27 protein-coding genes and 1 other RNA gene are annotated in these 23,585 nt (G+C 56.6%); 12 read left to right on the top strand and 16 right to left on the bottom strand.

Annotated elements, in window-relative coordinates:
• Positions 1–189: 189 nt before the first annotated feature.
• From tomB to maa, 3 genes are all read left to right on the top strand, one after another.
• On the top strand, positions 190–564 hold the full coding sequence (gene tomB / locus ABLV04_RS24905) for an Hha toxicity modulator TomB (RefSeq protein WP_002892066.1): 375 nt from the start codon (positions 190–192) through the stop codon (positions 562–564).
• A 26-nt stretch (positions 565–590) separates the two neighbouring features.
• Positions 591–809 (top strand): HHA domain-containing protein, encoded by a 219-nt coding sequence (locus ABLV04_RS24910; RefSeq protein ID WP_002892050.1) that lies wholly within the window; start codon positions 591–593, stop codon positions 807–809.
• A gap of 158 nt (positions 810–967) precedes the next feature.
• Positions 968–1,534, top strand: coding sequence for a maltose O-acetyltransferase (gene maa, locus ABLV04_RS24915; RefSeq protein ID WP_023288643.1), 567 nt, complete (start codon positions 968–970; stop codon positions 1,532–1,534).
• On the opposite strand, the gene ABLV04_RS24920 is transcribed toward maa, so the two are convergent.
• Positions 1,506–1,637: a hypothetical protein gene (locus tag ABLV04_RS24920; RefSeq protein ID WP_032428629.1), complete on the bottom strand. Its 132-nt coding sequence runs from the start codon at positions 1,635–1,637 to the stop codon at positions 1,506–1,508. The genes maa and ABLV04_RS24920 overlap by 29 nt on opposite strands.
• A 33-nt stretch (positions 1,638–1,670) precedes the next feature.
• Here ABLV04_RS24920 and ABLV04_RS24925 point away from each other — a divergent pair, with 33 nt between their 5' ends.
• A complete protein-coding gene (locus ABLV04_RS24925; RefSeq protein ID WP_023288642.1) occupies positions 1,671–2,141 on the top strand; it encodes a YlaC family protein in 471 nt (156 codons plus the stop codon).
• Here ABLV04_RS24925 and ABLV04_RS24930 read toward each other — a convergent pair.
• Complete coding sequence (locus tag ABLV04_RS24930) at positions 2,110–3,567, bottom strand: PLP-dependent aminotransferase family protein (RefSeq protein WP_147733616.1); 1,458 nt, start codon at positions 3,565–3,567, stop codon at positions 2,110–2,112. The two genes, ABLV04_RS24925 and ABLV04_RS24930, sit on opposite strands and share 32 nt — an antisense overlap.
• A gap of 100 nt (positions 3,568–3,667) precedes the next feature.
• On the opposite strand from ABLV04_RS24930, the gene ABLV04_RS24935 reads away from it, so the two are divergent.
• The gene (locus tag ABLV04_RS24935; RefSeq protein WP_180266063.1) at positions 3,668–4,366 is read left to right on the top strand and encodes a GNAT family protein; all 699 of its coding nucleotides are present in this window, start codon (positions 3,668–3,670) and stop codon (positions 4,364–4,366) included.
• Here ABLV04_RS24935 and ykgO read toward each other — a convergent pair.
• The 3 genes from ykgO to ABLV04_RS24950 all read right to left on the bottom strand — a co-directional run bounded on the left by ykgO (position 4,363) and on the right by ABLV04_RS24950 (position 5,953).
• On the bottom strand, positions 4,363–4,503 hold the full coding sequence (gene ykgO / locus ABLV04_RS24940) for a type B 50S ribosomal protein L36 (protein ID WP_002892018.1): 141 nt from the start codon (positions 4,501–4,503) through the stop codon (positions 4,363–4,365). The genes ABLV04_RS24935 and ykgO overlap by 4 nt on opposite strands.
• Entirely contained in the window at positions 4,503–4,766 is a 264-nt protein-coding gene (locus tag ABLV04_RS24945) for a type B 50S ribosomal protein L31 (protein WP_004204754.1), read from the bottom strand. The genes ykgO and ABLV04_RS24945 overlap by 1 nt, the downstream gene beginning before the upstream one ends.
• A 116-nt stretch (positions 4,767–4,882) precedes the next feature.
• Complete coding sequence (locus ABLV04_RS24950) at positions 4,883–5,953, bottom strand: LacI family DNA-binding transcriptional regulator (RefSeq protein ID WP_023288639.1); 1,071 nt, start codon at positions 5,951–5,953, stop codon at positions 4,883–4,885.
• A gap of 270 nt (positions 5,954–6,223) precedes the next feature.
• Here ABLV04_RS24950 and ABLV04_RS24955 point away from each other — a divergent pair, with 270 nt between their 5' ends.
• Positions 6,224–7,495 (top strand): maltoporin, encoded by a 1,272-nt coding sequence (locus ABLV04_RS24955; protein WP_023288638.1) that lies wholly within the window; start codon positions 6,224–6,226, stop codon positions 7,493–7,495.
• A 136-nt stretch (positions 7,496–7,631) separates the two neighbouring features.
• On the opposite strand, the gene ABLV04_RS24960 is transcribed toward ABLV04_RS24955, so the two are convergent.
• From ABLV04_RS24960 to ABLV04_RS24985, 6 genes are all read right to left on the bottom strand, one after another.
• Positions 7,632–7,946 carry a glucose PTS transporter subunit EIIB gene (locus tag ABLV04_RS24960; RefSeq protein ID WP_023288637.1) on the bottom strand — a complete coding sequence of 105 codons (315 nt, stop codon included), beginning with the start codon at positions 7,944–7,946 and terminating at the stop codon, positions 7,632–7,634.
• Between the two features lie 64 nt (positions 7,947–8,010).
• Positions 8,011–10,068, bottom strand: coding sequence for a beta-galactosidase (locus tag ABLV04_RS24965; RefSeq protein WP_110211636.1), 2,058 nt, complete (start codon positions 10,066–10,068; stop codon positions 8,011–8,013).
• A gap of 30 nt (positions 10,069–10,098) precedes the next feature.
• Positions 10,099–11,301 carry an arabinogalactan endo-beta-1,4-galactanase gene (locus ABLV04_RS24970; RefSeq protein WP_180266062.1) on the bottom strand — a complete coding sequence of 401 codons (1,203 nt, stop codon included), beginning with the start codon at positions 11,299–11,301 and terminating at the stop codon, positions 10,099–10,101.
• A 4-nt stretch (positions 11,302–11,305) separates the two neighbouring features.
• Positions 11,306–12,157 carry a sugar ABC transporter permease gene (locus tag ABLV04_RS24975; protein ID WP_004204761.1) on the bottom strand — a complete coding sequence of 284 codons (852 nt, stop codon included), beginning with the start codon at positions 12,155–12,157 and terminating at the stop codon, positions 11,306–11,308.
• Positions 12,158–12,167: 10 nt separating this feature from the next.
• On the bottom strand, positions 12,168–13,475 hold the full coding sequence (locus ABLV04_RS24980; protein WP_048296875.1) for a sugar ABC transporter permease: 1,308 nt from the start codon (positions 13,473–13,475) through the stop codon (positions 12,168–12,170).
• A 62-nt stretch (positions 13,476–13,537) separates the two neighbouring features.
• A complete protein-coding gene (locus tag ABLV04_RS24985) occupies positions 13,538–14,770 on the bottom strand; it encodes a maltodextrin ABC transporter substrate-binding protein (RefSeq protein WP_180266061.1) in 1,233 nt (410 codons plus the stop codon).
• Positions 14,771–15,124: 354 nt separating this feature from the next.
• Between ABLV04_RS24985 and ugpC the strand changes: the two genes are divergently transcribed.
• Both ugpC and ABLV04_RS24995 read left to right on the top strand, forming a co-directional pair.
• A complete protein-coding gene (gene ugpC, locus ABLV04_RS24990) occupies positions 15,125–16,234 on the top strand; it encodes a sn-glycerol-3-phosphate ABC transporter ATP-binding protein UgpC (RefSeq protein WP_023288632.1) in 1,110 nt (369 codons plus the stop codon).
• 235 nt (positions 16,235–16,469) lie between these two features.
• Positions 16,470–18,029, top strand: coding sequence for an EAL domain-containing protein (locus ABLV04_RS24995; RefSeq protein WP_117128685.1), 1,560 nt, complete (start codon positions 16,470–16,472; stop codon positions 18,027–18,029).
• A 62-nt stretch (positions 18,030–18,091) separates the two neighbouring features.
• Here ABLV04_RS24995 and ABLV04_RS25000 read toward each other — a convergent pair whose 3' ends face one another.
• Complete coding sequence (locus ABLV04_RS25000; protein ID WP_004204767.1) at positions 18,092–18,364, bottom strand: metal-sensing transcriptional repressor; 273 nt, start codon at positions 18,362–18,364, stop codon at positions 18,092–18,094.
• A 164-nt stretch (positions 18,365–18,528) separates the two neighbouring features.
• On the opposite strand from ABLV04_RS25000, the gene ABLV04_RS25005 reads away from it, so the two are divergent.
• The gene (locus ABLV04_RS25005; protein WP_180266060.1) at positions 18,529–19,365 is read left to right on the top strand and encodes a nickel/cobalt efflux protein RcnA; all 837 of its coding nucleotides are present in this window, start codon (positions 18,529–18,531) and stop codon (positions 19,363–19,365) included.
• A gap of 44 nt (positions 19,366–19,409) precedes the next feature.
• On the opposite strand, the gene ABLV04_RS25010 is transcribed toward ABLV04_RS25005, so the two are convergent.
• Positions 19,410–20,024 (bottom strand): membrane protein, encoded by a 615-nt coding sequence (locus ABLV04_RS25010; RefSeq protein WP_032453862.1) that lies wholly within the window; start codon positions 20,022–20,024, stop codon positions 19,410–19,412.
• A gap of 88 nt (positions 20,025–20,112) precedes the next feature.
• On the opposite strand from ABLV04_RS25010, the gene ABLV04_RS25015 reads away from it, so the two are divergent.
• Positions 20,113–21,540, top strand: coding sequence for a PLP-dependent aminotransferase family protein (locus ABLV04_RS25015; protein ID WP_032453861.1), 1,428 nt, complete (start codon positions 20,113–20,115; stop codon positions 21,538–21,540).
• Positions 21,541–21,674: 134 nt separating this feature from the next.
• Here ABLV04_RS25015 and ABLV04_RS25020 read toward each other — a convergent pair whose 3' ends face one another.
• The 3 genes from ABLV04_RS25020 to ffs form a co-directional block, all read right to left on the bottom strand.
• On the bottom strand, positions 21,675–21,890 hold the full coding sequence (locus tag ABLV04_RS25020; protein ID WP_004142688.1) for a hypothetical protein: 216 nt from the start codon (positions 21,888–21,890) through the stop codon (positions 21,675–21,677).
• Positions 21,887–22,144 (bottom strand): hypothetical protein, encoded by a 258-nt coding sequence (locus ABLV04_RS25025; protein ID WP_023288627.1) that lies wholly within the window; start codon positions 22,142–22,144, stop codon positions 21,887–21,889. The genes ABLV04_RS25020 and ABLV04_RS25025 overlap by 4 nt, the downstream gene beginning before the upstream one ends.
• A gap of 309 nt (positions 22,145–22,453) precedes the next feature.
• An RNA gene (ffs, locus tag ABLV04_RS25030) (signal recognition particle sRNA small type) lies at positions 22,454–22,550 on the bottom strand.
• Positions 22,551–22,791: 241 nt separating this feature from the next.
• Between ffs and ABLV04_RS25035 the strand changes: the two genes are divergently transcribed.
• Complete coding sequence (locus tag ABLV04_RS25035; protein WP_017898905.1) at positions 22,792–23,199, top strand: hypothetical protein; 408 nt, start codon at positions 22,792–22,794, stop codon at positions 23,197–23,199.
• Positions 23,200–23,264: 65 nt separating this feature from the next.
• On the top strand, positions 23,265–23,576 hold the full coding sequence (locus tag ABLV04_RS25040; protein WP_023288626.1) for an MGMT family protein: 312 nt from the start codon (positions 23,265–23,267) through the stop codon (positions 23,574–23,576).
• Positions 23,577–23,585 lie beyond the last annotated feature (9 nt).

The raw sequence follows: 23,585 nt of genomic DNA on the forward strand, positions 1-23,585 counted from the left end.
TTCGTCTATTTTTAAGATAATTTCTCTCTGATAATTGTAATTTTTCGTAATAGCACGATGAAATCTGTTGGAGAGTGGATTATAGTTAAATCAGCAGGATTACTCAGTTAGTGTCAGGTCAGTTAGTCGTGTTCATCCCACAACGGTGTTTGTTAGTCGTCGTTTAAACCACTCAAAAGGGGATGCGTTATGGACGAATACTCGCCAAAAAGACATGATATCGCACAACTACGCTTTCTCTGCGAAACGCTGTATCATGACTGCCTTGCAAACCTGGAAGAGAGCAACCATGGCTGGGTCAACGACCCGACATCGGCTGTCAATCTCCAGTTAAATGAACTGATCGAGCACATTGCCACATTCGCCCTTAATTATAAAATTAAGTACGCTGAGGATAATAAGCTGATCGCTCAGGTTGACGAATATCTGGACGATACATTTACGTTGTTCAGTAACTACGGCATTAACTCTACGGATTTGCAAAAGTGGAAAAAATCCGGTAATCGGTTATTTCGTTGTTTTGTCAACGCCAGCCGGGAAAATCCGGCCAGTCTTTCGTGTTAGGATTATTACAATCAAAAGGTGGAATTATGTCTGATAAGCCATTAACTAAAACAGACTATTTGATGCGCTTACGCCGTTGCCAGACAATTGACACGCTGGAGCGCGTCATTGAAAAAAACAAATATGAACTTTCTGATAATGAGCTGGCGGTATTTTACTCAGCCGCCGATCATCGTCTGGCTGAACTGACCATGAATAAGCTGTACGATAAGATCCCGACGTCCGTCTGGAAATTTATCCGCTAATTACCGCGCCCGACGCGGTCTGCTGACCGGACGGTAATCGCCAGCCTCAGCAGGGTATCTTTGTGATAGTCATCACATCATTTAGCCAACAGCAAACCTGTAACCGGTTTCTTTTTTATACTGCTGCGGCCATCTAACGTCAGGTATAAGGAAGACCAATGAGTGAAGAAAAACGCAAAATGATCGCCGGTGAGCTCTATTTATCTGGCGACCCAACGCTACGCGCCGATCGTCTGCGCGCCAGACAGCTGCTGCACCGTTATAATCATTCCGCCCCGGATGCACAGGAAGAACGTCAGCGTATTCTCGCCGAGCTGCTCGGTCGCGCTGGCGATGCGTATATCGAGCCAAGCTTTCGCTGCGACTACGGCTACAATATCTTTCTCGGCGCCGGTTTTTACGCCAATTTTGACTGCGTGATGCTGGACGTCTGCCCTATCCATATTGGCGATAACTGCATGCTGGCCCCGGGCGTCCATATCTATACCGCCACCCATCCGCTGGATGCTGAGGCCCGAAACAGCGGCCAGGAATATGGCAAACCGGTGACCATTGGCCACAATGTGTGGATTGGCGGTCGGGCGGTGATCAATCCCGGGGTGACCATTGGCGATAATGCGGTCATCGCGTCCGGAGCGGTGGTCACTAAAGACGTCCCCGCCAGTACCGTTGTCGGCGGCAACCCGGCGCAGATCATCAAGCGCCTTCCGCCGCCAAATGCGTAACTGTTATGCTTTTCTGTAACTGATCTGTTACTTTCTCCGCAGAATACTGCAACATAAAATAGCCTTCAGGCTGAGCCTGCCACGCCCGAGCCACCGGGCGCACGGGGCAGGCTTATTGCAGAATTCGGGGATCAAGATGACAGAAATACAACGCCTGCTTACTCACACCATTGACGAACTGAACGTGCAGGAAAAACGCGATAATCGCCCGCGTTTTAGCATCAGTTTTATCCGTAACCATCCGGGCCTGTTTGTTGCCATGTATGCCGCGTTTCTGGCGACGCTGGTGGTGATGCTGCGCTCTGAAACGCTGGTGGATTCGGTCTGGTTGTTGGTGGTGCTGTTCATCCTGTTCAACGCTTTTTTCTTCTTTGACGTCTATCCACGCTATCGTTACGAAGATATCGATGTCCTCGACTTTCGCGTGTGTTACAACGGCGAATGGTACAACACCCGCTTTGTCCCCCGACAGCTGATCGACCGTATTCTGCAGTCGCCGGACGTCGATAGCGAGCAGAAGGCGCAGCTTAAAAAAATGGTCGACACCAAAGGCGATCTCTCCTTTTACGATGTCTTTACGCTGACCCGAGCCGGTACTGCGCAATAAGACGATTCAGCGTCCGCAGCGCCAGCGGATAGCGGGAAGCAGAAGTATTGCCATACCCCAGCACCAGCCCGCTCCGCCCCCGCCGCGGGTCGAGATAGAAATGACTTAGCGCAGCGGGCGCCAGCTGAAACTGACGCGCCTGCTGCGCTATCGCGCGATCGTCGATCCCCTCGATGGCCAGCGTCAGATGGAGCCCCCCTTCCCCACCAAGGACTTCGCACGGCACGGTGATCTCTTGCGCCAGCGCCTCGCGCAGCAGCTGCTGACGTTTGCGATACAGACGACGCATCGCCGCCAGATGACGCGCATAGTGCCCCTTCTCGATAAAGCTGGCCAGCGCCCGCTGTTCAGCGCGGTGCCCCCCGCGCAGCAGCGCGCCAATGGCCTCCTGAGCGGCATCCGCCAGCGCGGGCGGCATTACCATAAAACCGATACGTAGCGCCGGAAAAAGGGTTTTGCTGAAGGTGCCGAGATAGACCACCGGGGCATCCGGGACCATTCCCAGCATCGCCGGGATCGGCTCTCCGCTGTGGCGAAACTCGCTGTCGTAGTCATCCTCCACAATCCACGCGCCGTGCCGATGGGCATACTCCACCAGCGCCAGACGCCGCGCGGCGCTCATAACGCTCCCAAGGGGATACTGATGAGAGGGAGAGGTGAAAATCAGCCGGGGTGGCTCTGCCGCGCCGTTGGCCATACACATCCCTTCATGATCGACGGCCATCCCGCAGACCTGCAGCCCCGCCCGCTGGAAACCACTCCTGGCGCCCAGGTATCCCGGCTCTTCCTGCCACACGGTGTCGCCCGGGTTGGTCAACAGCGAGGCGCATAAGTTGACCCCTTCCAGCGCCCCCTCGGTGATGACGATCTGCCGGATATCGCACTGAATACCCCGGGAGAGCGCCAGATGGCGAGCGATCGCCTCCCGCAGTTGGGGATCGCCCGCGGCCTCACCGTAGCCCAGCAGCGTGCTGCCCTCGTCGCGCAATGCTTTATCCATTAACCGCCGCCACAGCGGCAGCGGGAAATAGTTCACCGCCGGCATGCCAGGCGTAAACGGCAGCGCCGGCGAGTCACGGCGCATAGCGGCTGGCAGCCCCTGCAGCCGCTCAGACAGCACAACGGGTGGCGCGTTTACCTCCTGCCGGCGGCTGGCGGCGAGCGGCACAACCTGCGTCCCCTGACGGCTTCGCGTCAGGTATCCTTCCAGCGTCAGCTGCTCCAGTGCGGCATTCACCGTATTGCGCGACAGATGCAGTCGACCGGCAATCACGCGCGATCCTGGCAAACGGCAGCTGGCCGCCAGGGTTCCCTGCAGGATGGCATGGCGCAAAGTGTGGTAAAGGGCCCGCTGCAGGGTTTCGTCCGTTCGCTGCCGCATCCCCTGCGTCACCAACCCATAAAACGCATCGTCCGGTATGTTCATGTCACCTCCTCGTGGATCCATAAAAACATACTCTGGTGGCACTTTTTATGGAACCAGCCAGCGCGTACGCTGCCTGTACATCCCCAATAAGGAAACCGCAATGTGTGAATACAATCAGTTTGGACAGGCGCTCGGCGCCGAGCTGCCCGACTGGCAACCCCGCCCCTGGCCAACGCGGCAGGTACTTCAGGGCAGCCGCTGTCGGCTCGAACCGCTCACCCTCGCCCACGCCAGCGATCTGTTTGCTGCCCACCAGCTGGCGCCCGACGCCCGCAGCTGGACGTGGCTGCTGCGCGAACCGGAAAGCAGTCTGGCTGAATTTAGCGCCTGGGTGGCGCAGGTTTCGACGCTGACCGATCCTATCCATTTCGCCGTCGTTGACCAGCAGCGCGGGACGGCGGTCGGGTCGCTGGCGTTAATGCGCATCGATGCCAACCACGGCGTGGTCGAGGTGGGGCATGTCCATTTCTCTCCGTTGCTGAGCCGAACGGCTATGGCCACCGAAGCGCACTGGCTGTTGATGCAGTATGTTTTCGAGACGCTCGGCTACCGTCGCTATGAATGGAAATGCAATAGCCTCAATACGCCGTCAGGCCGGGCGGCAAGGCGACTGGGATTTCAGTACGAAGGACGTTTTCGTCAGGCGCTGGTGAGCAAAGGACACAACCGGGACACGGACTGGTTTTCAGTGATTGATGGCGAATGGCCGCAGCTGGATAGCGCCATGCGCCAATGGCTGGCCGCCGACAATTTTACCGCCGACGGCCAGCAGCGCCGTCCCCTGGAAAGCTTCCGTTAACGACGTTTTTTGCGCCCCTGCACCGCTTTAAAGCGGGGGTTGCTCTTACAGATCACGTACAGCCGCCCTTTGCGTTTGACCAGCTGGCAATCCGGGTGGCGCTGTTTGGCGCTGCGTAATGAGTTAACGACCTGCATCATGCCTTCCTTTTTGCATCAATAAAGCCGCCGAAGCGCTGGCGGAAACGGGCCGCGCTACCCTCGCTGGCGAACGTTTTTTGTTTGCCGGTGTAGTAAGGATGCGATTTCGATGAGACATCGATCGTCACATACGGATACGTCTCACCGTCGAGCTCAATTACGCGTTCGGTGCGGATGGTTGAGCCAACTTTAAAATATTCATTGGCGCTGGTGTCGTGAAACACCACCGTGCGATAGGGAGGATGGATATGAGCTTTCATGATGGCCTCGTCATTATGTTATAACATAACAATTAAGTTACGCCGTTCCACGACAAAGATCAACCATGGTCATAGCAGGGGTAATAACAAAGAGGCGAGTTTCCTCGCCTTTGGCTTCAGGGCGCCAGACGGTGGGCGATAGCGCGAAGTTGCTCCGCGATAGCCTGCAGATCTTTCCCCTGCTCGACTCTGGCGCCGCTGGAATGGCGAATCACCAGGCGCGCCGGCAGGATGGATGAGGTATGCGCCGCGCCGCTGGTACTGGCGAGGATCCGCCGCACCGCCTCTTTACCCTGCAGGTCGAGGTCCAGCGATACCGTACTCAATGCCGGATAGAAAAAGGAGCTTTCATAGGTATCGTCATAGCCAATCACCGATTTCTCTCCCGGCACCGCCACCTGATGCTGATGGAAGGCGCTGAGCACCCCCAGCGCCATTTGGTCATTGCCCACCAGCACAGCGCTGAAGTTCGGCGTTTCACGCAGCATCTGCAGCGCGCCGGCGTAGCCGCTTTGCGCATCCCAGTTGCCGTGCAGGACGGTCACCGGCTTCAGGCCGTAGCCATCCAGGGTCTCCAGCCAGCTTTTCAGCCGCAGTTTGGCCGATACGGAGCTGTCCGGCCCCGCCAGCAGCGCGATCTCCCGATGCCCCATCTCGTAGAGATATTTGACGCTGGCCCGGGTGCCGTCCGCCGGGTTAAACGAAACGTTAAACACGGAGCTGTAGGGATCAACATCGAGAAACAGGCAGACGATATCATCGTTGTCAGCGGCGATTTTCTGCGCCTGTTCGGTCTCCAGCGGCACGTTGATAATGACCTTATCCACCCGCTGAGACTTCAGCTCATTGATGGAATCCTGGATGCTTTGGTTGACGCTCTCATCGATCATCGAAATCAGGACCTGGTAACCTTCCAGGTTGGCATAGCGTTTTACCGCCGCCGCCACCTGGGAGGGGGCATGCCAGGCCAGCGAAATCGTCACCAGCCCCACCGTCTGGCTCTCCTTCCCCACCAGCTGCTGCGCCAGCCGGTTGGGCACATAGCGTAGAGCCTCTATCGATTTCTCCACCTTGCGGCGCGTCGCTTCGGATACATTGGCAGATTTGTTGAGTACCCTGGACACGGTCTGGTAAGAGACACCCGCATGACGTGCGACGTCTTCCAGAGTAGCGCTTTTAGACTTCATGGTCCGGTTCCTTATGTTGTTATCCCATGATTGTAACAGGGGCCATTTGAAAAAACGCTCACCGCCACTTCTCACCGCAAAATTAGACCACAAAAAGTATTACGTTCACAACCAGGTTAATTGTGAATCACCTCACTCATCACAACAAAAACCAGCGTTATTATTTGCACTTAGTCACACAATAATCATATCTCGTTTGCCTGAAGTTACATTTAGGCATTTTATGACATCAGTTATGTGAACGTAATACAAAACAATAAGAGGATAGAGATGAATACGACACTGCGCGCCCTTTCCACAGCATTAGCCGCTGCGCTAATTACCCCTTCCGCCTTTGCGGCTACCGCTGCGATCCCGACCGTTGATTTTCATGGCTATTTGCGCGCCGGGGTTGGGGTCTCCGGCGACGGTAGCGAAGCGGAATGGCAAAAGAACAAGCTGGGCCGGTTGGGGAACGAATCGGATACCTATGGCGAACTGGAATTGGGCTCCGAGGTCTACAAAAAAGATGATGTCAGTTTCTATCTCGACAGCATGGTCAGCATGGTCTCCGATGGCTCTAACGATAATGAAACCACGTTGAACGATGACGCGCAGTTCGGCTTACGTCAGCTGAATCTGCAGATCAAAGGGCTGATCCCGGGCGATCCGAATGCGGTGATCTGGGGCGGCAAACGTTACTATCAGCGTCACGATCTGCACATCATCGATACCAAATACTGGAACATTTCCGGCTCCGGGGCCGGGGTGGAAAACTACACCCTTGGCCCGGGCGCCGTCTCGCTGGCGTGGATCCGCGGCGATGCCAACGACGTTGACTATCGCGTCGATGGCGACAGCAACGTCAATATCAACTATATCGATTTACGCTATGCGGGATGGAAGCCGTGGTCCGGGTCGTGGACCGAATTCGGCATCGACTACGCCATGCCGAACACCACCAAAAAACAGGACAGCTACGGCGGGCTGTACGATGCCGAAAATGGCGTGATGCTAACCGGTGAAATCAGTCAGGATATGCTGGGCGGCTATAACAAAACCGTGCTGCAGTATGCCAACAAAGGGCTGGCGCAGAATATGGTCTCCCAGGGCGGCGGCTGGTACGATATGTGGAACTACGTGAATGACGCCACCGGCTATCGCGTGATTAACACCGGTCTGATCCCCATTACCGAGAAGTTCTCCATCAACCACGTTCTGACCTGGGGCTCGGCGGATGATATTACCGACTACACCGACAAAACGCGGATGCTGTCGCTGGTCGCCCGCGGGCAGTATCAGTTCACCGACTACGTGCGCCTGATTGGCGAAGTCGGCGGTTTCTATCAGAAAGACAGCTACAACAATGGCACCAGTTACAAACAGGCCGGTGAGAAATATACCATTGCGCTGGGTCTGGCGGACGGGCCGGACTTTATGTCACGTCCGGAATTACGTATTTTCGCGTCGTATCTGAATGATTCCGAAGATGGTAAACCATTTGAAGACCAGACGGCGAATAATACCTGGAATTTCGGCGTGCAGGTTGAGGCCTGGTGGTAATATCGCTCTGGTAAGAAAAATACGTTATTGATATCTCCAACGCTAAGGTCATTAATTACCCTCCGGTAATCATTATTGCCACTGCTGTCTTTGTCTTATTTTCGGGATAACCTGTTTTCAGGTTATCCCGTTTTATTTATTTCCGCGCGGCAAAATGGTCATCCAGCAATTGACGTAGCGCATCGGACTGCTTACCGAAAATAGCATGAACCTGCTGACCAAGAATAATGACGCCCAGCGCGCCCTGCTGCTGTAATGCGTCAGAGTCCACGGCCGCCAGATGACGAACCGTTACCCGCAGACGGGTAATACAGGCGTCCACTTGGGTAATATTCGCTTCACCGCCGAAGGCCTGAATCAGCGCCTCGATTTGCTGTTTTTCCGCTTCGCTTAACGGCTGTGCCGGACGCGCAGGCGAGAAATAGTGCAGGAAAGATTTTAAACTCACCATCATAAACTCCAGGGTAATAGATAAAAAAAAGCCTGCTCGGCAGAGCAGGCGTGGAGAAAAAGGATTACGCGTGGCGACGGAGAATACGGCAATCCCATGCTGACAGGGTCAGCGGGTCCGCCACCGCCGCGTCGGTCAGGCAATCCCGATACCCTGGCGGCAGGCTCAGGGTATGGCTTTGCGCGCTGTAGTTCTGCAGGAAGACAAACGTACTCTCACCGTCGGTGCGCGCGGTGGCCACCACTCCGGGCGGTAAATCCGCCGCGATCGCCCGCGGCAGCGCCAGCTCCTTGCTCAGGGCGGCAAAAAAGTCGCGCTGGAAGGCCAAATCGTTGCGGGAGGCCACATGCCAGGCTTTACCTTTCCCGAAGCCGTTCACCGTCACCGCTGGCCTTCCGGCATAAAAATCATCCCGGTAGGTGGCCAGCGTCTGCGCGCTTTCGGTATGGATCAGTTCACAGAGATGGCGCACCTGATAGGGGCCCTGAAGACCGCACTGATTCCCGGCCAGGCCCTGCACCAGATTAAACTCGCCGTCATTCAGACAGTCGATCTCTTCCGCCCAGATGCCCAGAAGATTGCGCAGCGGGCCCGGGAAGCCGCCGAGATAGCAGAGATCGGACTCGTTGACGATGCCGGTCCAGTAGGTGGTCACCAGATGGCCGCCGCTGGCGACGAACGCCTCCGCCCGCCCGGCAAAGCCGTCGCGCACCATGTATAACATCGGGGCGATCACCAGCCGATACGGCGTTAAATCAGCGTCGGCGTCAATCACATCGACGGCGATGCCCTGCTCCCAGAACGGACGGTAGTGCTCATTGACCGTCTTCTCATACTCCATACCCAGATTGCGCGGCCCCTGGGCGTCATCAAGCGCCCAGCGGTTCTGCTGGTCGAAAATAATCGCCACTTTCGCCTCGGTGCGACACCCCCTCACCGCCGGCAGCTTGCTGAGGATCTCGCCGAGCTGGCTGACTTCACGGCCAATGCGGGTATCAATATGCCCAACGTGGTCGACCACCGCGCCGTGGAATTTCTCAACCGAACCACGGCTCTTGCGCCACTGGAAATACTGCACCGAGTCGGCGCCATGCGCCACCGCCTGCAGCGAAGAGAGAATATGCATCCCCGGTTTCTTCAGTTTGCTGGTCGGCTGCCAGTTGGTGGCGCCCGGCGTGGACTCCATCAGCACAAACGGCTGGCCGCCCTTCAGGCTGCGCATCATGTCGTGATACATCGCGGTATAGCAGGCCAGCGCGGTTTCGTCTTTGTCGCGGTGCCACATCGGATAGCTGTCCCAGGAGATAAAGTCCAGCACCTCCGCCAGCTGCCAGTAGTCGTAATCATAAAAATACTCCATAAAGTTGGTGGTCACCGGCAGGGAGGCATTCGCCGCCTTCAGCGGGGCGATTTCATGGCGGCAGAAATCTGTCACCTGGGCGGTATTAAAGCGATGCCAGTCCAGATTCAGGCCGTGGATCGACACCTCGCCCTGCGGCGCAGGCGATTCAATCTGCGACCAGTCGCTGTAGGTATGGCTCCAGAAAGTGCTCCACCAGGCCTGGTTGAGATTCTCCAGGGTCTGGTATCGCGCCTTCAGCCAGTCGCGAAAGCGAGTCTGGCAGCGCTCGCAATGACATTCGCCGCCATATTCATTGGAAATATGCCAGCCCAGCACCGCCGGATGCGCAGAATAGCGCTCCGCCAACAGAGTATTGATTTTAAGGGTCTTCTCACGATAAACCGGCGATGACATACAGTGGTTGTGACGGCCGCCGTGCAGGGCTGGCACCCGATCGCGCCCCACCCGCAGAACCTGCGGATAGCGCTGTGACATCCACGCCGGACGCGCGCCGCTCGGCGTGGCCAGAAAAACATGAATGCCGGCGGCATACAGTTTATCGAGGATAGTATCCAGCCAGGCGAAATCAAATACCCCTTCGCGCGGCTCAAGTTTCGCCCAGCTAAATATTCCCACCGACATCACATTGCATTTTGCCTGCTGCATCATGGCAATGTCTTTATCAATAATATCGGGGTCATTCTCCCATTGTTCCGGGTTATAATCTGCGCCATGCAGCAGCGTATTAACCTTTGGATGTAAAGGTGCAAATTTATTCATAATAAACTTCCTGAAAAGAACGACAAAAAATTAATTAAATACTTTTACCGACGGCAATACTTTTCCCTGGCAATCAAATAGCGCCTGATTTTCACGCGCATTGCCCTCTTTCCATTCGTCATGGATATATTTCATCCCCGCCGGGGTGGCCCAGGTATTTCCCGGAACGGCAATCCACGTGGGCTCCCAGTAAAAAATCCCTTTGCCGCGCTGGTCGGGAACATCGATGACCGCCTGCATCAGATCGTGGATATAGCGATATTGTCCCTGCACGCTGGCGGGATATCCCCCATCCTTTTCCTCTTTGGCCTGGAAACTATTTTCCGCGTTATCGCAATTGGCCAGGGTATAGGCATAGGCCGCCTCGACGACAATAACGTCTTTGTTATAGCGTTTGCTGATGTCATCCATATTGGCCTTCAGGGCGCTGATCGGCCCGTTCCAGTAGGTGTACATCGACAAACCGATCACGTCATACGGCATATGGCGTTTCTCTATTTCGTCAAACCACCAGCGGAAGGTATCGTTTTTGGTCCCTTCAGCCAGATGCAGCATGATTTTCACCTGCTCGCCGTTGTGCAGGTTCGCCTTCAGGCCATCAATGGCCGCGTTCAGCAGACCAGCCAGCCGGTCGAACTCTCCGCCCCCCTGCCCCCAGCTTTTCCCTTCCGGCCACAGCATACCGCCATTGATCTCATTGCCGATCTGCACCATATCCGGCAGGACGCCCGCCTGCTTAAAGCGGGCGATGGTATCCCGGGTATAGTCATGAATCGCCGTTTTCAGCTGCGGGTAATCCATCTTTTCCCAGGCCTTCGGTTTGAACTGCTTGCCGGGATCGGTCCAGAAATCGCTGTAATGAAAGTCGAGCAGCAGCTTCATTCCCTGGGCTTTCGCGCGTTTCGCCAGCGCCAGGGTCGTGGCCAGATCGTTATTCCCGCCGCCATAGCCCTCGCCGCTTGCCGATTGCGGATCCACCCACAGGCGGAGGCGAACATAGTTGACGCCGTTCTCTTTCAGAATGGCGATCGGATCCTTACGCTGGTTATTCTGGTCGTAGAAGGTCGCCCCGTGCTTTTCAGCATCCAGCAGCGTGGAGATATCCGCGCCTTTAATAAAGTCCGCCGGCATGCCCTGAAAGGCGCGGGTTTCAAGCGCGTCCGCCGCCAGCGAAGGGGGGGAAAAACTGCATGCCAGACAAACCGCAAGCCATGCGGGTGTAAATCTTTTCATGTGCTTATCCTTTAGTACTGCCCGAGGTCAGGCCGGAGACGAAGTATTTTTGTAACGCCAGATAGAGGATCGCGACCGGCACGGCAATCAGCACCGCCCCCGCCGCGTAGGTGGTGTAGCTGGCCCCCATTTTTTGCGCCACCAGGTTATACAGACCGATAGGCAGGGTGTATTTATCCGGGGTACGCAGGATGGTGCTGGAGAGGATGAAATCCCCCAGCGGGCCGGTGAAGGAGAACAGCGCCACCACCGCGAGGATCGGCCTCGACAACGGCATGATGATCTCGATAAAGATGCGAAAGCTGCTGGCGCCGTCCATGCGGGCGGACTCATCCAGATCTTTGGGGATCGCGTCGAGATACCCCTTCATCAGCCAGGTGTTCATCGGGATCATTCCCCCGACGTAGATCAGCACCAGCGCCAGATGGCTGTTAATCAGGCCAAGCAGTTGCGACAGCACAAAGATGGCAATCAGCGCGGAAAACTGCGGGATCATCTGCAGCAGCAGGAACAGCATCAGCCCGTTCTGCCGCCCTTTAAAGCGGAAGCGGGAGAAGGCGTAGGCGGTAAAGCTGACGCTAATCAGGGTCAGCACCATGGTCAGGAAGCTGATTTTCATCGAGTTCCAGTACCAGGTAAGGTAATTCACATTGCCATTGAACAGATCGGCATAGTGCTGGAACGACAGATTTTCCGGAATGATCGAGGTACTCAGCAGGCTATTGCCGGCGTTCAGCGACGCCCCGACGGTCCAGACCAGCGGATAGATAATCACCACCGAGACCAGGATAACCACCAGCCAGGTGAGAGAGAGTCGGATCCACTTTTCGCGTTTAATACTGGGTGATTGAGCCATGTTGCTTCCCTTACGCCATGTCGTCATTTTTGAAGGATTTGGTGGCGCGGAACTGCCACAGCGCCAGGCCGACGACGAAGATCGACAGCAGGATAGTGATGGTCGCCGCGATGGCGTACTGCGACGAGGACATCGTCAGCTTATAGATCCACGACACCAGAATATCCGTCCCGCCGGCGTTAGATCCCGCCACCGCAGGGCCGCCGTTGTTAAACAGATAAATGATGTTGAAATTATTAAAGTTGAAGGTGTACTGGGTGATGATGATCGGCGCGATCGCGTACAGCACCAGCGGCAGGGTGATGGTGCGCAGGCGGGTAAAGGCGCTGGCGCCGTCCATCGTCGCCGCTTCATACAGATCGTCCGGGATCGCCTGCAGCACGCCGGTGGTCATGGCAAAGACAAACGGGAAGCCAAGCCAGGTCTGCATCATGATCAGCGCGGTTTTGGTCCAGAACGGGTCGGTCAGCCATGCCTTTGGACTGATGCCGAAGAATGACAGGATCGCATTGTTAATCACCCCGAAGGAGTCATTGAACATCCCGGCAAAGACGAGGATGGTGACAAACCCCGGCACCGCCCACGGCAAAATAAAGATAGTGCGGATCAGCGGCTTAAAGCGCAGATCTTTTTGGTTCACCAGAATCGCCAACAGCACGCCCACAGTACACTGCAGGGTGGTCGCCAGCAGCGTCCACACCACGGTCCACTGCAGCACATCCAGGAAGGTGGAGCGCCAGATGGAGAGGGTGAAAATATTGACGAAGTTTTTCAGGCCCACCCAGTCCACCAGCTTCGCCGGCGGCGTGTGGTACAGGTTATAGTTGGTGAAGGCGATGGCGAAACCAAACAGAATGGGAAAGATCACCACAAAGACCAGCAGAATAAAGCCTGGCGTGATCATCAGGTACGGGAAGCCATCGCTCAGCAGCATCTGGTACTGCTTACGCACGCTGTTCAGCGCGACCCCCTCATCGCGTTTTTTGCCGTTCAGCCACGCGTCCCGCAGCGAGAGAAAATAGATCAGCACGCCAAAAGCGACGATCAGCACGCTGATAATCCCCTCCGCTAACAGGAAGATAGAGTTATCCCGGGGCACCTCTTCACCCAGGGTATAGAGCCCCCACAGCCCCTCGCGCAGGAAGTCATAAAAAATACCCAGAAAGCTGCTCAACAACACCAGGAAGACCAGCCCCTTCAGCCACTGGCGATGATAAAACTGACCGAAACCCGGCACGATTGCCAGCAGCAGGCCGCACCACGCATGGCGCCCGGGCCCGCGCGCGTCGCTATAATTTTCGCTGGAATGGATGCTCACACTCGACTCCTTCTACAAACGGGAGGTCCCCCTCCCGCTCGGTGACTTCACGTGACGGTAAATTACTGATTGCTGGCCTGCATCGCTTCGATGTGCATCTTGATCTGTTTCACCGCGTTATCGAGCGCGGCCTGCGGCGCCTGCTTGCCGGTGAGGCTCAGTTCAAGCGCGGCATTAGCTGGCCCCCACACTTCCCCCATCTCCGGAATGCCCGGCATGGCCATCGCCCGCGCCGACTGTACGGCGACGGCGCTGGCCTTTTCGTCATTTTTAATCACCGGGTCGTCAATCATCGCCTTCAGCGGCGGGATTTCGCCGGTGGCGACATAGCGGGCTTTTACATACTGCGGCTGGTTGATGAACTCGATAAACTGTTGCGCCAGCGCCTTGTCTTTACTCCAGGTCGATACCACGTAGCCCTTAACGCCGAGGAAGGAGCTCATCGGCTTGCCGTCCGGCAGGGTCGGCAGCGGCACCACGCCATAGTTGATACCGGCGGCTTCATACGGCTGGAAGGCCCAGGGGCCGTTGATCACCGCCGCCGCTTTTTTCTCGGTAAACAGCGAATCAATGGCGTTCAGCCCGTTATCGCCGAGGATCCCTGCAGGGAAAGCCTTCTCGGCATAGAATTTTTTCAGGAAGGTCACGGCTTCCACAGCGCCGGGAGTATTGAGCCCCACCTGCTGCGGGTTGAAACCGCCGCCGTCGTTCTTCGCGAAGATATAGCCGCCCATCGGGCCAATGGCTCCCCAGCTGTAGTAGATCTGATCAAACTTCGCCAGCAGGCCGTATTTGTTCTGCTCGCGCTGGGTCTTCGAATAGTCCAGCCAGGCCTGCAGGCTGTCCAGCGGCTTGTCGATCAGGTCCTTGTTGTAGATAAGCACCAGGGTTTCCACCGCTTTCGGGATGCCGTACAGCGCGTTGTCCATGCGGAAGGCATTGATAGAGGCTGGCGTAAAGGCATCCTGTTTCGCCTGCTCGACGTTGAGCGGCGAGAGAAGCCCCTGAACGACGGCGCCGCCGAGCTGGTCATTCGGGATCACCAGCACGTCCGGCCCAATGCCCGCCGGGCCGTCGAGGCGCAGCTTTTCCAGCTGCTGGGCATAAGGCATCTCCTGCAGATTGACCTTCACGTTGTACTGCTTCTCAAAATCGCTGACCGCGGTTTTGATGCCAGTGGATTTTTTAATGTCTTCCCAAACGTTGAGCTGCCCGGCGGCATGCGCCTGCAGGCTGGTAAGTTGCCCCGCCGCGAGGGTGGTAAGGATCAGTGCAGCAAGCGTGTTCTTTTTCATTATCAACCTCATGTGAAGGTATAACAATTTAATGGTTTTTATTTGAATTACATCTGACAGTTAGAAAAAAAATCATTTCAAACTGCGTTGTTACATAGAAAACAGACGCTGATTCGCTTTTGTTATACGCTACGCTTTGATTAGGGATAAAACTACCATAAGCTGCCAGTTGTGTGATCATCCTTGCAGAAATGAAACGCCGCTGTATGGCGCAAAATCCGCGGAAGTTATAGTCAGGACATGATTTTAGCGCTGTTGAATATCGTCACGCTGCTTTGTTACACGTAATACAATTTCACTCAACTCAGCGACACGCCAACGGCAAACAACGGCTACTCACTTCGGGGAATGTGGATGTCCAATATACGACTGAGGAATGTCACCAAAAGGTTCGGCAGCACGGTGACGCTGCACCAGGTCAATCTCGATATTGAAGATGGCGAGTTTGCGGTCTTCGTCGGCCCTTCCGGCTGTGGAAAATCGACGCTGTTACGTATGATTGCCGGGCTGGAAGAGGTTAGCGACGGGGAAGTGCTGATCGGCGATGAGGTGATGAACGATGTGGTCCCCGCCCGCCGCGGCGTAGCGATGGTTTTTCAGTCCTATGCGCTCTACCCGCACATGACGGTGGCGGAGAATATGGGCTACGGGCTGAAGGTGAATAAAGTGCCGAAAGCGGAGATCCGTCGCCAGGTGGAAATGGTGGCCAAAACGCTGCAGCTCTCTCACCTGCTGGACCGTAAACCGAAGCAGCTCTCCGGCGGCCAGCGGCAGCGCGTGGCCATTGGCCGCGCTATCGTGCGTAATCCCCGGGTGTTTATGTTCGATGAGCCGCTTTCTAACCTCGACGCGGAACTGCGCGTCGATATGCGCCTGCATATTGCCCGCCTGCACCAGGAGCTGAAGACCACCATGGTGTATGTCACTCACGATCAGGTGGAGGCGATGACTCTCGCTGATAAAATCGTGGTCATGAACTACGGAAAGGTTGAACAAATGGGTTCGCCGATGGCGCTTTACTACAATCCGGTCAACAAATTCGTCGCCGGTTTTATCGGCTCGCCAAAGATGAACTTTTTACCCGCCACCGTCAGCGACTGGCAGCCAGAGCGTTTAACGGTCACCCTCGCCCAGGACCATCAGCTCACCCTGAACGTTGCCACCCAACCGCTTAACCCCGGCGCCGCGGTAACGCTGGGGATCCGGCCAGAGCACCTCACGCCTGAAGTCTCCACCGGTACCGTGGTGGAGTTTCAATGTGAAGTGGTGGAACGTCTGGGCAACAATACCTACCTGTTCGGCCAGTGCTATGGTCACGATAACGTCAAGGTTCTGCTGCCCGGCGACGTCCATTTCCGCCCGTGGCAGAAGATTAATCTGGCCTTCGATGACCGCTTCTGCATGGTGTTTGATGAGAACGATCTGCGCATCAGCGCCGATATCACGGCGCCAGACGCGCACTAAGCCAACATATTGCTGTCATCTGCGCAGCGTATGCTGCGACTGAATGCCGGAATACATCCTGCCCGGCATTCACACCCTCATTTTTATTCTGCTGCATCGGAATCATCCTTCTCTCCCGGCATCGCAGGCTATTGTGATGCCGGTTTTTTTCCCCGCACAGCGCGATTTCTCCCACTGCGCCCGGTTTATCTTTCGCATATACTGATGACACCCGGCGAACGATAAGGACACAGGCATGAGGACCCGGCATCTGATGGCGCTGTTTACAGGGGTGCTGATACTGGCCATCATCCTGCCCATCTCGCTCAGCATCTGGCAGGCGGCGCGGCAGGCCAAAATGCAGTTCTATCGTGAACTGGATGATTATTCCAACCGCATCGTCGTCCGCACGCTGCAGGTCGCCGATCAGGCCCGGGAAGCGCTGCGGGAGGCCGATGCACATACAGCCTCGTCCTGTAGCCCTGAACATCTGCTCATGCTCCGCCGGATCGCCTATACCCACCGCTACGTTCAGGAAGTGCTCTGGCTGCAGGATTCCGTGCCGCAATGCTCCTCCCTGGAAGACCACAGCGTCGCGGTGACCTTCCCGCCACCGGACCACATTGCCTCCGACGGCTATCGCACCTGGCTGACCTCGATTAACGATCTTGGCCTCAATCACCAGATGACGGCCATGGCCAGCCAGCAGCATATGGTAATGATCGATCCCATCTCCTTCATTGATGTGGCGCCCGTCAGCGAGGAGAAGATCCATAGCATGCTGTTTGGTTTGGACCATCTGAAAATGGTGATCAGCAGCCAGCCGCTGCCGGCGAAGGCCTGGCAACGGATTAAAGACCCGCACCTGAATATGCTTACCCTGGATAATACGGTCTACCGGATCCAGCGCATTCCCGAGCTGGGATCCGGCATTGTGACCTGGTCATCCACCCTGCCGCTGCAGCAGCACATACGACAGCAGTTGATCTTCTGGCTCCCGGCCGGCATCTTCACCAGCCTGCTTGCCACCTGGCTGCTGCTGCGCCTGCTGAGACACCTGCGTTCACCGCGTAACAGTATGCTGGACGCCCTCCATTCCCAGGCGATTCAGGTTCACTATCAGCCGATTATTTCATTGCAGGACGGGAAAATCGCCGGAGCCGAAGCGCTGGCGCGCTGGCAGCAACCCGACGGTACCTATTTATCGCCGGATATCTTTATTCCCCTGGCCGAGCAGACCGGACTGATCACCCAGCTGACGGAAGATATCGTCAGGAAAATTTTCGCCGATCTGGGCCCCTGGCTGAGGCAGCGGCCGGAAGTGCATATCTCCATCAACCTGTCGGTGGATGACTTACGCTCTCCCACCCTGCCCACGCTGTTACACGATGAGCTGCAGCACTGGGGGATCGCCGCCGAACAGATCATCCTTGAGATCACCGAGCGCGGGTTTGTCGACCCGGAGACCACCATGCCGGTGATCGCTCACTACCGTCAGGCTGGCCATCGGATCTCGATTGACGATTTCGGTACCGGCTACTCCAGTCTGAGCTATCTGCAGAAGCTGGACGTCGACACGCTGAAAATCGATAAATCCTTTGTCGATACCCTCGAGTACCGGCCGCTGACGCCGCACATTATTGAAATGGCCAAGGCGCTCAATCTGACCACCGTCGCCGAAGGTGTGGAAACCGAAAGCCAGCGCGACTGGCTGCGACAGCATGGCGTTCAGTACGCCCAGGGATGGCTGTACAGCAAAGCGCTGCCAAAAGAGTCATTTATTCAGTGGGCGGAAGATAATCTCCATGCGCATTAAGCGGCAGGCAGCCTGCGCAGAAGGTCAGCGGGCGCAGCCTCTTCGCCGCCCTCTGCCGGAGGCTACTTCAGATAGGATTTAATCACCTGCATCACCGTCTCCAGATCCGCTTCACGCTGCGTCTCATCTGGCTCTTTCACCACATGGTCGGTCAGATGCCCCTGGATAACCTGCAGCATCATGCCATTGACCGCGCCGCGGATCGCCGCCAGCTGCTGTAGCACCTCAGCGCACTCATGCTCGCGATTAAGCATTTTCTCTAATGCGGTACTCTGCCCCTGAATTTTCTTCAGCCGGGTCAGTAACTTCTTTTTGTCTCTCACTGTGTGTGACATTGCGCGATCCACCGTTTAATTCTGCCGTCATTGCCCGACCTTCGACGCCGGCAACGCTTGCCAGCATAGCATGATCCCTTTTATCAGCCTCTTTTTCTACTGGGGGGTAGTATTTTACTACTGGGGGGGAGTAGCATAGAGCCACTTTTGGCAAGGATCCCGATATGAGCGATTTCACTTCCCTTCTGCAGCAGGGCAATGCCTGGCTGTTTATTCCCAGCGCGATACTGCTCGGCGCGCTGCACGGCCTTGAACCCGGCCACTCAAAAACGATGATGGCCGCCTTTATCGTGGCGGTACGGGGAACCTTAAAGCAGGCGGTTCTGTTGGGGCTGGCGGCGACGGTCTCGCATACCGCGGTGGTCTGGCTGATCGCCATGGCCGGCCTGTGGTTTGGCCGCGGCTGGAACGCCCAGACTTCTGAGCCCTGGTTTCAGCTGATCTCGGGGATTGTCATTGTGTTGATTGCCTGCTGGATGCTCTGGCGCACCTGGCGCGAATCGCGGCCCCACGCCCACCACCATCATCCTCAGCACGGGCACGACCATGACCATGACCATCATCATCATGAACATCATGACCACCATCATTCTCACTCCCCTGGCGCGCCGCTGGTGGCGGAGGAGTGGCAGGACGCGCATCAGCGGGCCCATGCTCAGGAGATTAACCGGCGCTTCGATGGCCGCCAGGTGACGACCGGGCAGATTGTGATGTTTGGCCTGACCGGCGGGCTGATCCCCTGCCCGGCGTCCATTACCGTGCTGCTTATCTGTTTACAGCTGAAGAAATTCTCGCTGGGCGCCACGCTGGTACTGGGCTTTAGCGTCGGTCTGGCGCTGACGCTGGTGGCTTCCGGGGCTATCGCCGCCCTGAGCATGAAACATGCCACCCGCCGCTGGCCGTGGCTTAACGACATCTCGCGCAAAGCGCCCTGGATCTCAGGCTTACTGATTATTGTGGTGGGGATCTACATGATGCTTCATGGCCTGAGCGGCCTGTAAACCACAATGCGCCCTCTTCTTGACGACGAGGGCGCGGGTTCCCTTCAGGAGACGCTCTCCCGGGGAGTGCTGACCGCCCGGCGGCGGACGGGCTGGCTGAACCACGGCAGGCACAGCTGGATCAGCGGCCCAATCGACAGCGCGTAAATGACGGTTCCGACGCCAAACTTGCCCCCCAGCAGACAGCCAATCAGCAGCACGGAGAGCTCGATCGCCGTACGGATACCGCGCAATGACCAGCCGGTGCGAGCGTGCAGGCCGGTCATCAGGCCATCGCGCGGACCCGGGCCAAAGCCCGCGCCAATGTACATCCCGGTGGCGATAGCGTTCATCACAATCGCCACCACCAGCAGCGCACTGCGCGCCACCAGCGACTCCAGCGGAGGCAGGACGGCCAGCGTGGCGTCCGCCGCCAGCCCCAGCACGATAACATTACTCACCGTGCCGAGCCCCGGCATCTGCCGAATCGGGATCCATAGCAGCAGCACCGCGGCGCCGGTCAGGATAATCACGGTCCCGAAACTGATCCCCAGCTGTTTAGCCACCCCAAGATGAAAAACGTCCCACGGATCGGCGCCGAGATTAGCATGCACGAAGAGCGCCGTGGACACGCCGTAGAGCACCAGACCGATATATAACTGCAGCAGGCGACGAAGCATATTTTTTCCTCAACATCATTGCGAATGCCCTCATCATCAGCAAAAATGGACTGATAATTAATGGCCAGTTTTGGAAAAGTGGATCGCTATGTCAGCCCGACGCTTTGGAACACAGTCCCTGGTACGCCTGCTTGGCAACTGGCAGGAGTCCAGTTCCCGCACACCGCTATGGCGCCAGCTGGCGGAAGCGCTCCGCCTGCTGATCCTCGATGGCCGTCTGACGCTACAGACGCGCCTGCCCGGCGAGCGCGAGCTGGCGGCAGCCCTCAACGTCAGCCGGACGACCATCGCCAGCGCCCTCGGCCAACTGCGGGAGGAGGGGTTTCTCCATAGCCGCCAGGGGAGCGGGTCGCGCATTGTCCTGCCGGAACGCCCTGCCGATCTGCCGCCGCCCTCTGCGACCCCCTCGACGATCAATCTCTCTACCGCTGCCCTCAGCGCCGGTCCGGAGGTCCATCAGGCCTTCCAGCACGCCATGACCCTGCTGCCGCCCTATCTCACCCAGACCGGCTACGATCAGCAGGGGCTCCCGGTGCTGCGGGAGGCGATTGCCCGGCGCTACAGCGAACGTGGCCTGCCGACGCGGCCCGATGAAGTGATGGTGGTCAACGGCGCGCTCAGCGCCTTCGCGCTGATCCTGCGTCTGTTCACCGGCCCCGGTGACCGGGTGGTCATTGACGCCCCGACCTATCCAATGGCCATCAGCGCCATTCAGGGCGCCTCCTGCCGGCCCGTCGGGGTCGCACTCCCCCAGCAGGGATGGGACTGTGATGGATTAGCGGCGACCATTGCGCAGACCGCGCCGCGTCTGGCATGGCTGATGCCGGATTTTCACAACCCTACCGGGCGCTGTATGGATGCCCCTACCCGCCAGCGGGTCGCGGACATCGCGGCCAGGACGCGAACAACGCTGGTGATCGATGAGACCATGGTCGACCTCTGGTATAACGCCCCGCCCCCGCCGCCGCTGGCCTGCTTTAATCCCGACGCCGCGGTGATCACTATCGGTTCGGCCGGGAAAAGTTTCTGGGGGGGACTGCGCATCGGCTGGATCCGCGCCAGCGCGCGAACGATCGCCTCGCTGATTCAGGCCCGCGACTCTCTGGACCTGGGTACGCCGCTGCTGGAGCAGTTGGCCTGCAGCTGGCTGCTGGCAAACGCCGCCACGCTGCTGCCGCCGCGACGGGAAATGCTGCAGGCGCGCCGGGACATGTGCGAAGTGCTGATGAAAGAGTATTTTCCCCGCTGGCGCTTTACGCCACCGGAAGGCGGACTCTCTTTTTGGGTGGAACTCCCTGACATGCTGGCCACCCTGTTCTCTGCGCGGGCGGAAAGCCAGGGGATCCATATCGGCACCGGGACGCGGTTTGGTCTGGAGGGCGCGTTCGATCGCTATTTACGTCTGCCGTTTACCTTGCCGGACGAAGCATTGCGCCAGGCCTTCTCCACGCTACAACCATTGTGGCATAGCCTTGCAGAACAGCGGGAAAATACGCGTTTGCGGAAAATAATATAAGAAAATATCGACGGGCTGGCTTCAGCCCGTCAAAAGTCCGTCATCCATGAGGTATATGAGATGTTTTTATAAAATTGCCTGAGTATCCTGCCATCTGGTTATGGCAACCCGGTGACGGAAATAAGGCAATTTCATTAATGCTGGCGCGGAATAGGAAACCCTTTCAGGGAAATAATAAAGCCATCTTCATCTTTTTTAATTTTAGCGCCGGTGTCACACCAGTCGGAGGCAATGCGAAAGAACTCATCACTACCGATATTCCAGTTCAGGCGAACGTGTTTTACGTATCCTGAGCGCAACATATCGCAGGCTTCGCTATAGTTGCTGGCTGTAGAGAATTGTTGTTTCATTTTTTCTTCTTCAGAAGTTTTCTTAATGCTTTGATTTCTTTAGGGGTTAATGGCGTCGCTTCCTCTTCGGTATGCTGGCTGTCAATGTCCTCTTCCGTCACCCCCGCCTCACCTGCTGATGCCTCCAGCTGAAAAGCCAGCTGCAGCAGCTTTTCCGTTGCCGTACCCAGGTTCTCGTTATTCACTTCCGCATAATGACGCAACTTCTCTTTTAACTCAGCGTCAATTTTTACATTCAAAACCACTGTGGTCATAGCTACGCTTCCCGTGCAATAAAATCATCATAATTAATACACGAAGTTAACATGCTGATCCAGAGATATATTTTATAGCATGGATCTGGCAACAAATTCCCAGCAATAAGATGCGCTTTGTTTATGACACGAAAATGACATTAATATTGCAGTAGCATTTCAGATTTATGACAAGTCAATATTATGGAATAAAAACGGGTTGTTTTAGCAACAAAAAATAATATGTGATCTGTATCAGGTATTAAATATAGCAGGAATAAAGACCGGGAAAATATAAGGGATATATCATGAGGGCGAAATGGGTGGGGGCCCTGCCAGCTACATCCCGGCACACACGTCGTCTGCTCTGGCTGCTTCCTTCCGGACCTGACCTGGTAAACAGAGTAGCGTTGCGGGAGAACCAACAGAGCCCCCATTGAGAGCGTTGTTACCCAACGCGCTGGCGCATTATCCCTGCTGACCTGGTGAATTGCAAGCGCGCCCCGACTGCCTGCTGGTTTATTGCGCAATAACGCGAATAAAACCAGTCACTCACGCTCAATCTGTGAGAGTGAGAGCGTGCGCTCAGCACACAGTCGGGATATCCACCATACTTATCCACCTTATGTTCTCTTTTATCATCAGCGCATTGTCTCTACGGTAATCGAATGACTGACTCATCACCACAGACCATCACTCTGCCTTTACCCGCCATTGAAGGGATGACCATCGCCTTTCAGGGGGTGAATTATCTGCGCCCGGAAAAAATGCTCGACTTCGTGACTATCAGTCAGGCGCCGGTGCGGGCGGTCACGCCGCTGGCGCTGCTCTATTCCACCGTCGGCGTGCTGCGTCAGGTGGAACTGCGCAAGCTACCGGTCTACATCAGCGGTCGGGTGGTCTACCCCATCTCGTCGCTGACCATGCCGGGCCTGCGTGCGAAGCTGATCATCAACGCCACCTCGCAGCGGTTAAAATTCCTGGAGAGCCTCATCGCCAGTTCACCTTCCGACAATGTCCATGGCATGCAGATCCTCGGCCTGGCCCTGACGTTCACCGTCGAACAGCCCGCCTGATCTGCAGGCTGTACAGCCTGCAGATCAGCGCTTATGCTGGCGTTTTTCGGGTAACAGGACTGAATATGGATCCGCTCGATACATTTCCCCAACGTGTCTGGCACATTGTGGCGTCAATACCGGAAGGGTATGTCACGACCTATGGCGATGTCGCCAGGCTGGCCGGTTCTCCGCGCGCGGCGCGCCAGGTGGGCGGTGTGCTGAAGCGTCTGCCGGAAGGGTCCACTCTGCCCTGGCATCGGGTGGTCAATCGCCATGGCGATATCTCCCTCACCGGCCCCGATCTGCAGCGGCAGCGTCAGGCATTGCTGGCCGAAGGGGTACAGGTCTCCGGCAGCGGCCATATCGATCTCCAGCACTATCGCTGGGTTTACTGAAGACAAAAA

Origin of the sequence: Klebsiella sp. JN_Kp127 (assembly GCF_040062505.1) — a bacterium.
Taxonomy (GTDB): Bacteria; Pseudomonadota; Gammaproteobacteria; order Enterobacterales; family Enterobacteriaceae; genus Klebsiella; species Klebsiella quasipneumoniae.

Excerpts from the sequence above, each read along its gene's own strand:
- ABLV04_RS24935 (WP_180266063.1), top strand. The coding sequence starts at position 3,668 with ATGTGTGAATACAATCAGTTTGGACAGGCGCTCGGCGCCGAGCTGCCC.
- ABLV04_RS24950 (WP_023288639.1), bottom strand. The coding sequence starts at position 5,953 with ATGAAGTCTAAAAGCGCTACTCTGGAAGACGTCGCACGTCATGCGGGT.
- ABLV04_RS25000 (WP_004204767.1), bottom strand. The coding sequence starts at position 18,364 with ATGTCACACACAGTGAGAGACAAAAAGAAGTTACTGACCCGGCTGAAG.
- ABLV04_RS25015 (WP_032453861.1), top strand. The coding sequence starts at position 20,113 with ATGTCAGCCCGACGCTTTGGAACACAGTCCCTGGTACGCCTGCTTGGC.
- ABLV04_RS25025 (WP_023288627.1), bottom strand. The coding sequence starts at position 22,144 with ATGACCACAGTGGTTTTGAATGTAAAAATTGACGCTGAGTTAAAAGAG.
- ABLV04_RS24985 (WP_180266061.1), bottom strand. The coding sequence starts at position 14,770 with ATGAAAAAGAACACGCTTGCTGCACTGATCCTTACCACCCTCGCGGCG.
- ABLV04_RS24975 (WP_004204761.1), bottom strand. The coding sequence starts at position 12,157 with ATGGCTCAATCACCCAGTATTAAACGCGAAAAGTGGATCCGACTCTCT.
- ABLV04_RS24925 (WP_023288642.1), top strand. The coding sequence starts at position 1,671 with ATGACAGAAATACAACGCCTGCTTACTCACACCATTGACGAACTGAAC.
- ABLV04_RS24910 (WP_002892050.1), top strand. The coding sequence starts at position 591 with ATGTCTGATAAGCCATTAACTAAAACAGACTATTTGATGCGCTTACGC.
- ABLV04_RS25020 (WP_004142688.1), bottom strand. The coding sequence starts at position 21,890 with ATGAAACAACAATTCTCTACAGCCAGCAACTATAGCGAAGCCTGCGAT.
- maa (WP_023288643.1), top strand. The coding sequence starts at position 968 with ATGAGTGAAGAAAAACGCAAAATGATCGCCGGTGAGCTCTATTTATCT.
- ABLV04_RS24955 (WP_023288638.1), top strand. The coding sequence starts at position 6,224 with ATGAATACGACACTGCGCGCCCTTTCCACAGCATTAGCCGCTGCGCTA.
- tomB (WP_002892066.1), top strand. The coding sequence starts at position 190 with ATGGACGAATACTCGCCAAAAAGACATGATATCGCACAACTACGCTTT.
- ABLV04_RS24945 (WP_004204754.1), bottom strand. The coding sequence starts at position 4,766 with ATGAAAGCTCATATCCATCCTCCCTATCGCACGGTGGTGTTTCACGAC.
- ABLV04_RS24965 (WP_110211636.1), bottom strand. The coding sequence starts at position 10,068 with ATGAATAAATTTGCACCTTTACATCCAAAGGTTAATACGCTGCTGCAT.
- ABLV04_RS25040 (WP_023288626.1), top strand. The coding sequence starts at position 23,265 with ATGGATCCGCTCGATACATTTCCCCAACGTGTCTGGCACATTGTGGCG.
- ABLV04_RS24960 (WP_023288637.1), bottom strand. The coding sequence starts at position 7,946 with ATGGTGAGTTTAAAATCTTTCCTGCACTATTTCTCGCCTGCGCGTCCG.
- ABLV04_RS25005 (WP_180266060.1), top strand. The coding sequence starts at position 18,529 with ATGAGCGATTTCACTTCCCTTCTGCAGCAGGGCAATGCCTGGCTGTTT.
- ABLV04_RS24970 (WP_180266062.1), bottom strand. The coding sequence starts at position 11,301 with ATGAAAAGATTTACACCCGCATGGCTTGCGGTTTGTCTGGCATGCAGT.
- ABLV04_RS25035 (WP_017898905.1), top strand. The coding sequence starts at position 22,792 with ATGACTGACTCATCACCACAGACCATCACTCTGCCTTTACCCGCCATT.
- ABLV04_RS24995 (WP_117128685.1), top strand. The coding sequence starts at position 16,470 with ATGAGGACCCGGCATCTGATGGCGCTGTTTACAGGGGTGCTGATACTG.
- ABLV04_RS24930 (WP_147733616.1), bottom strand. The coding sequence starts at position 3,567 with ATGAACATACCGGACGATGCGTTTTATGGGTTGGTGACGCAGGGGATG.
- ykgO (WP_002892018.1), bottom strand. The coding sequence starts at position 4,503 with ATGCAGGTCGTTAACTCATTACGCAGCGCCAAACAGCGCCACCCGGAT.
- ugpC (WP_023288632.1), top strand. The coding sequence starts at position 15,125 with ATGTCCAATATACGACTGAGGAATGTCACCAAAAGGTTCGGCAGCACG.
- ABLV04_RS25010 (WP_032453862.1), bottom strand. The coding sequence starts at position 20,024 with ATGCTTCGTCGCCTGCTGCAGTTATATATCGGTCTGGTGCTCTACGGC.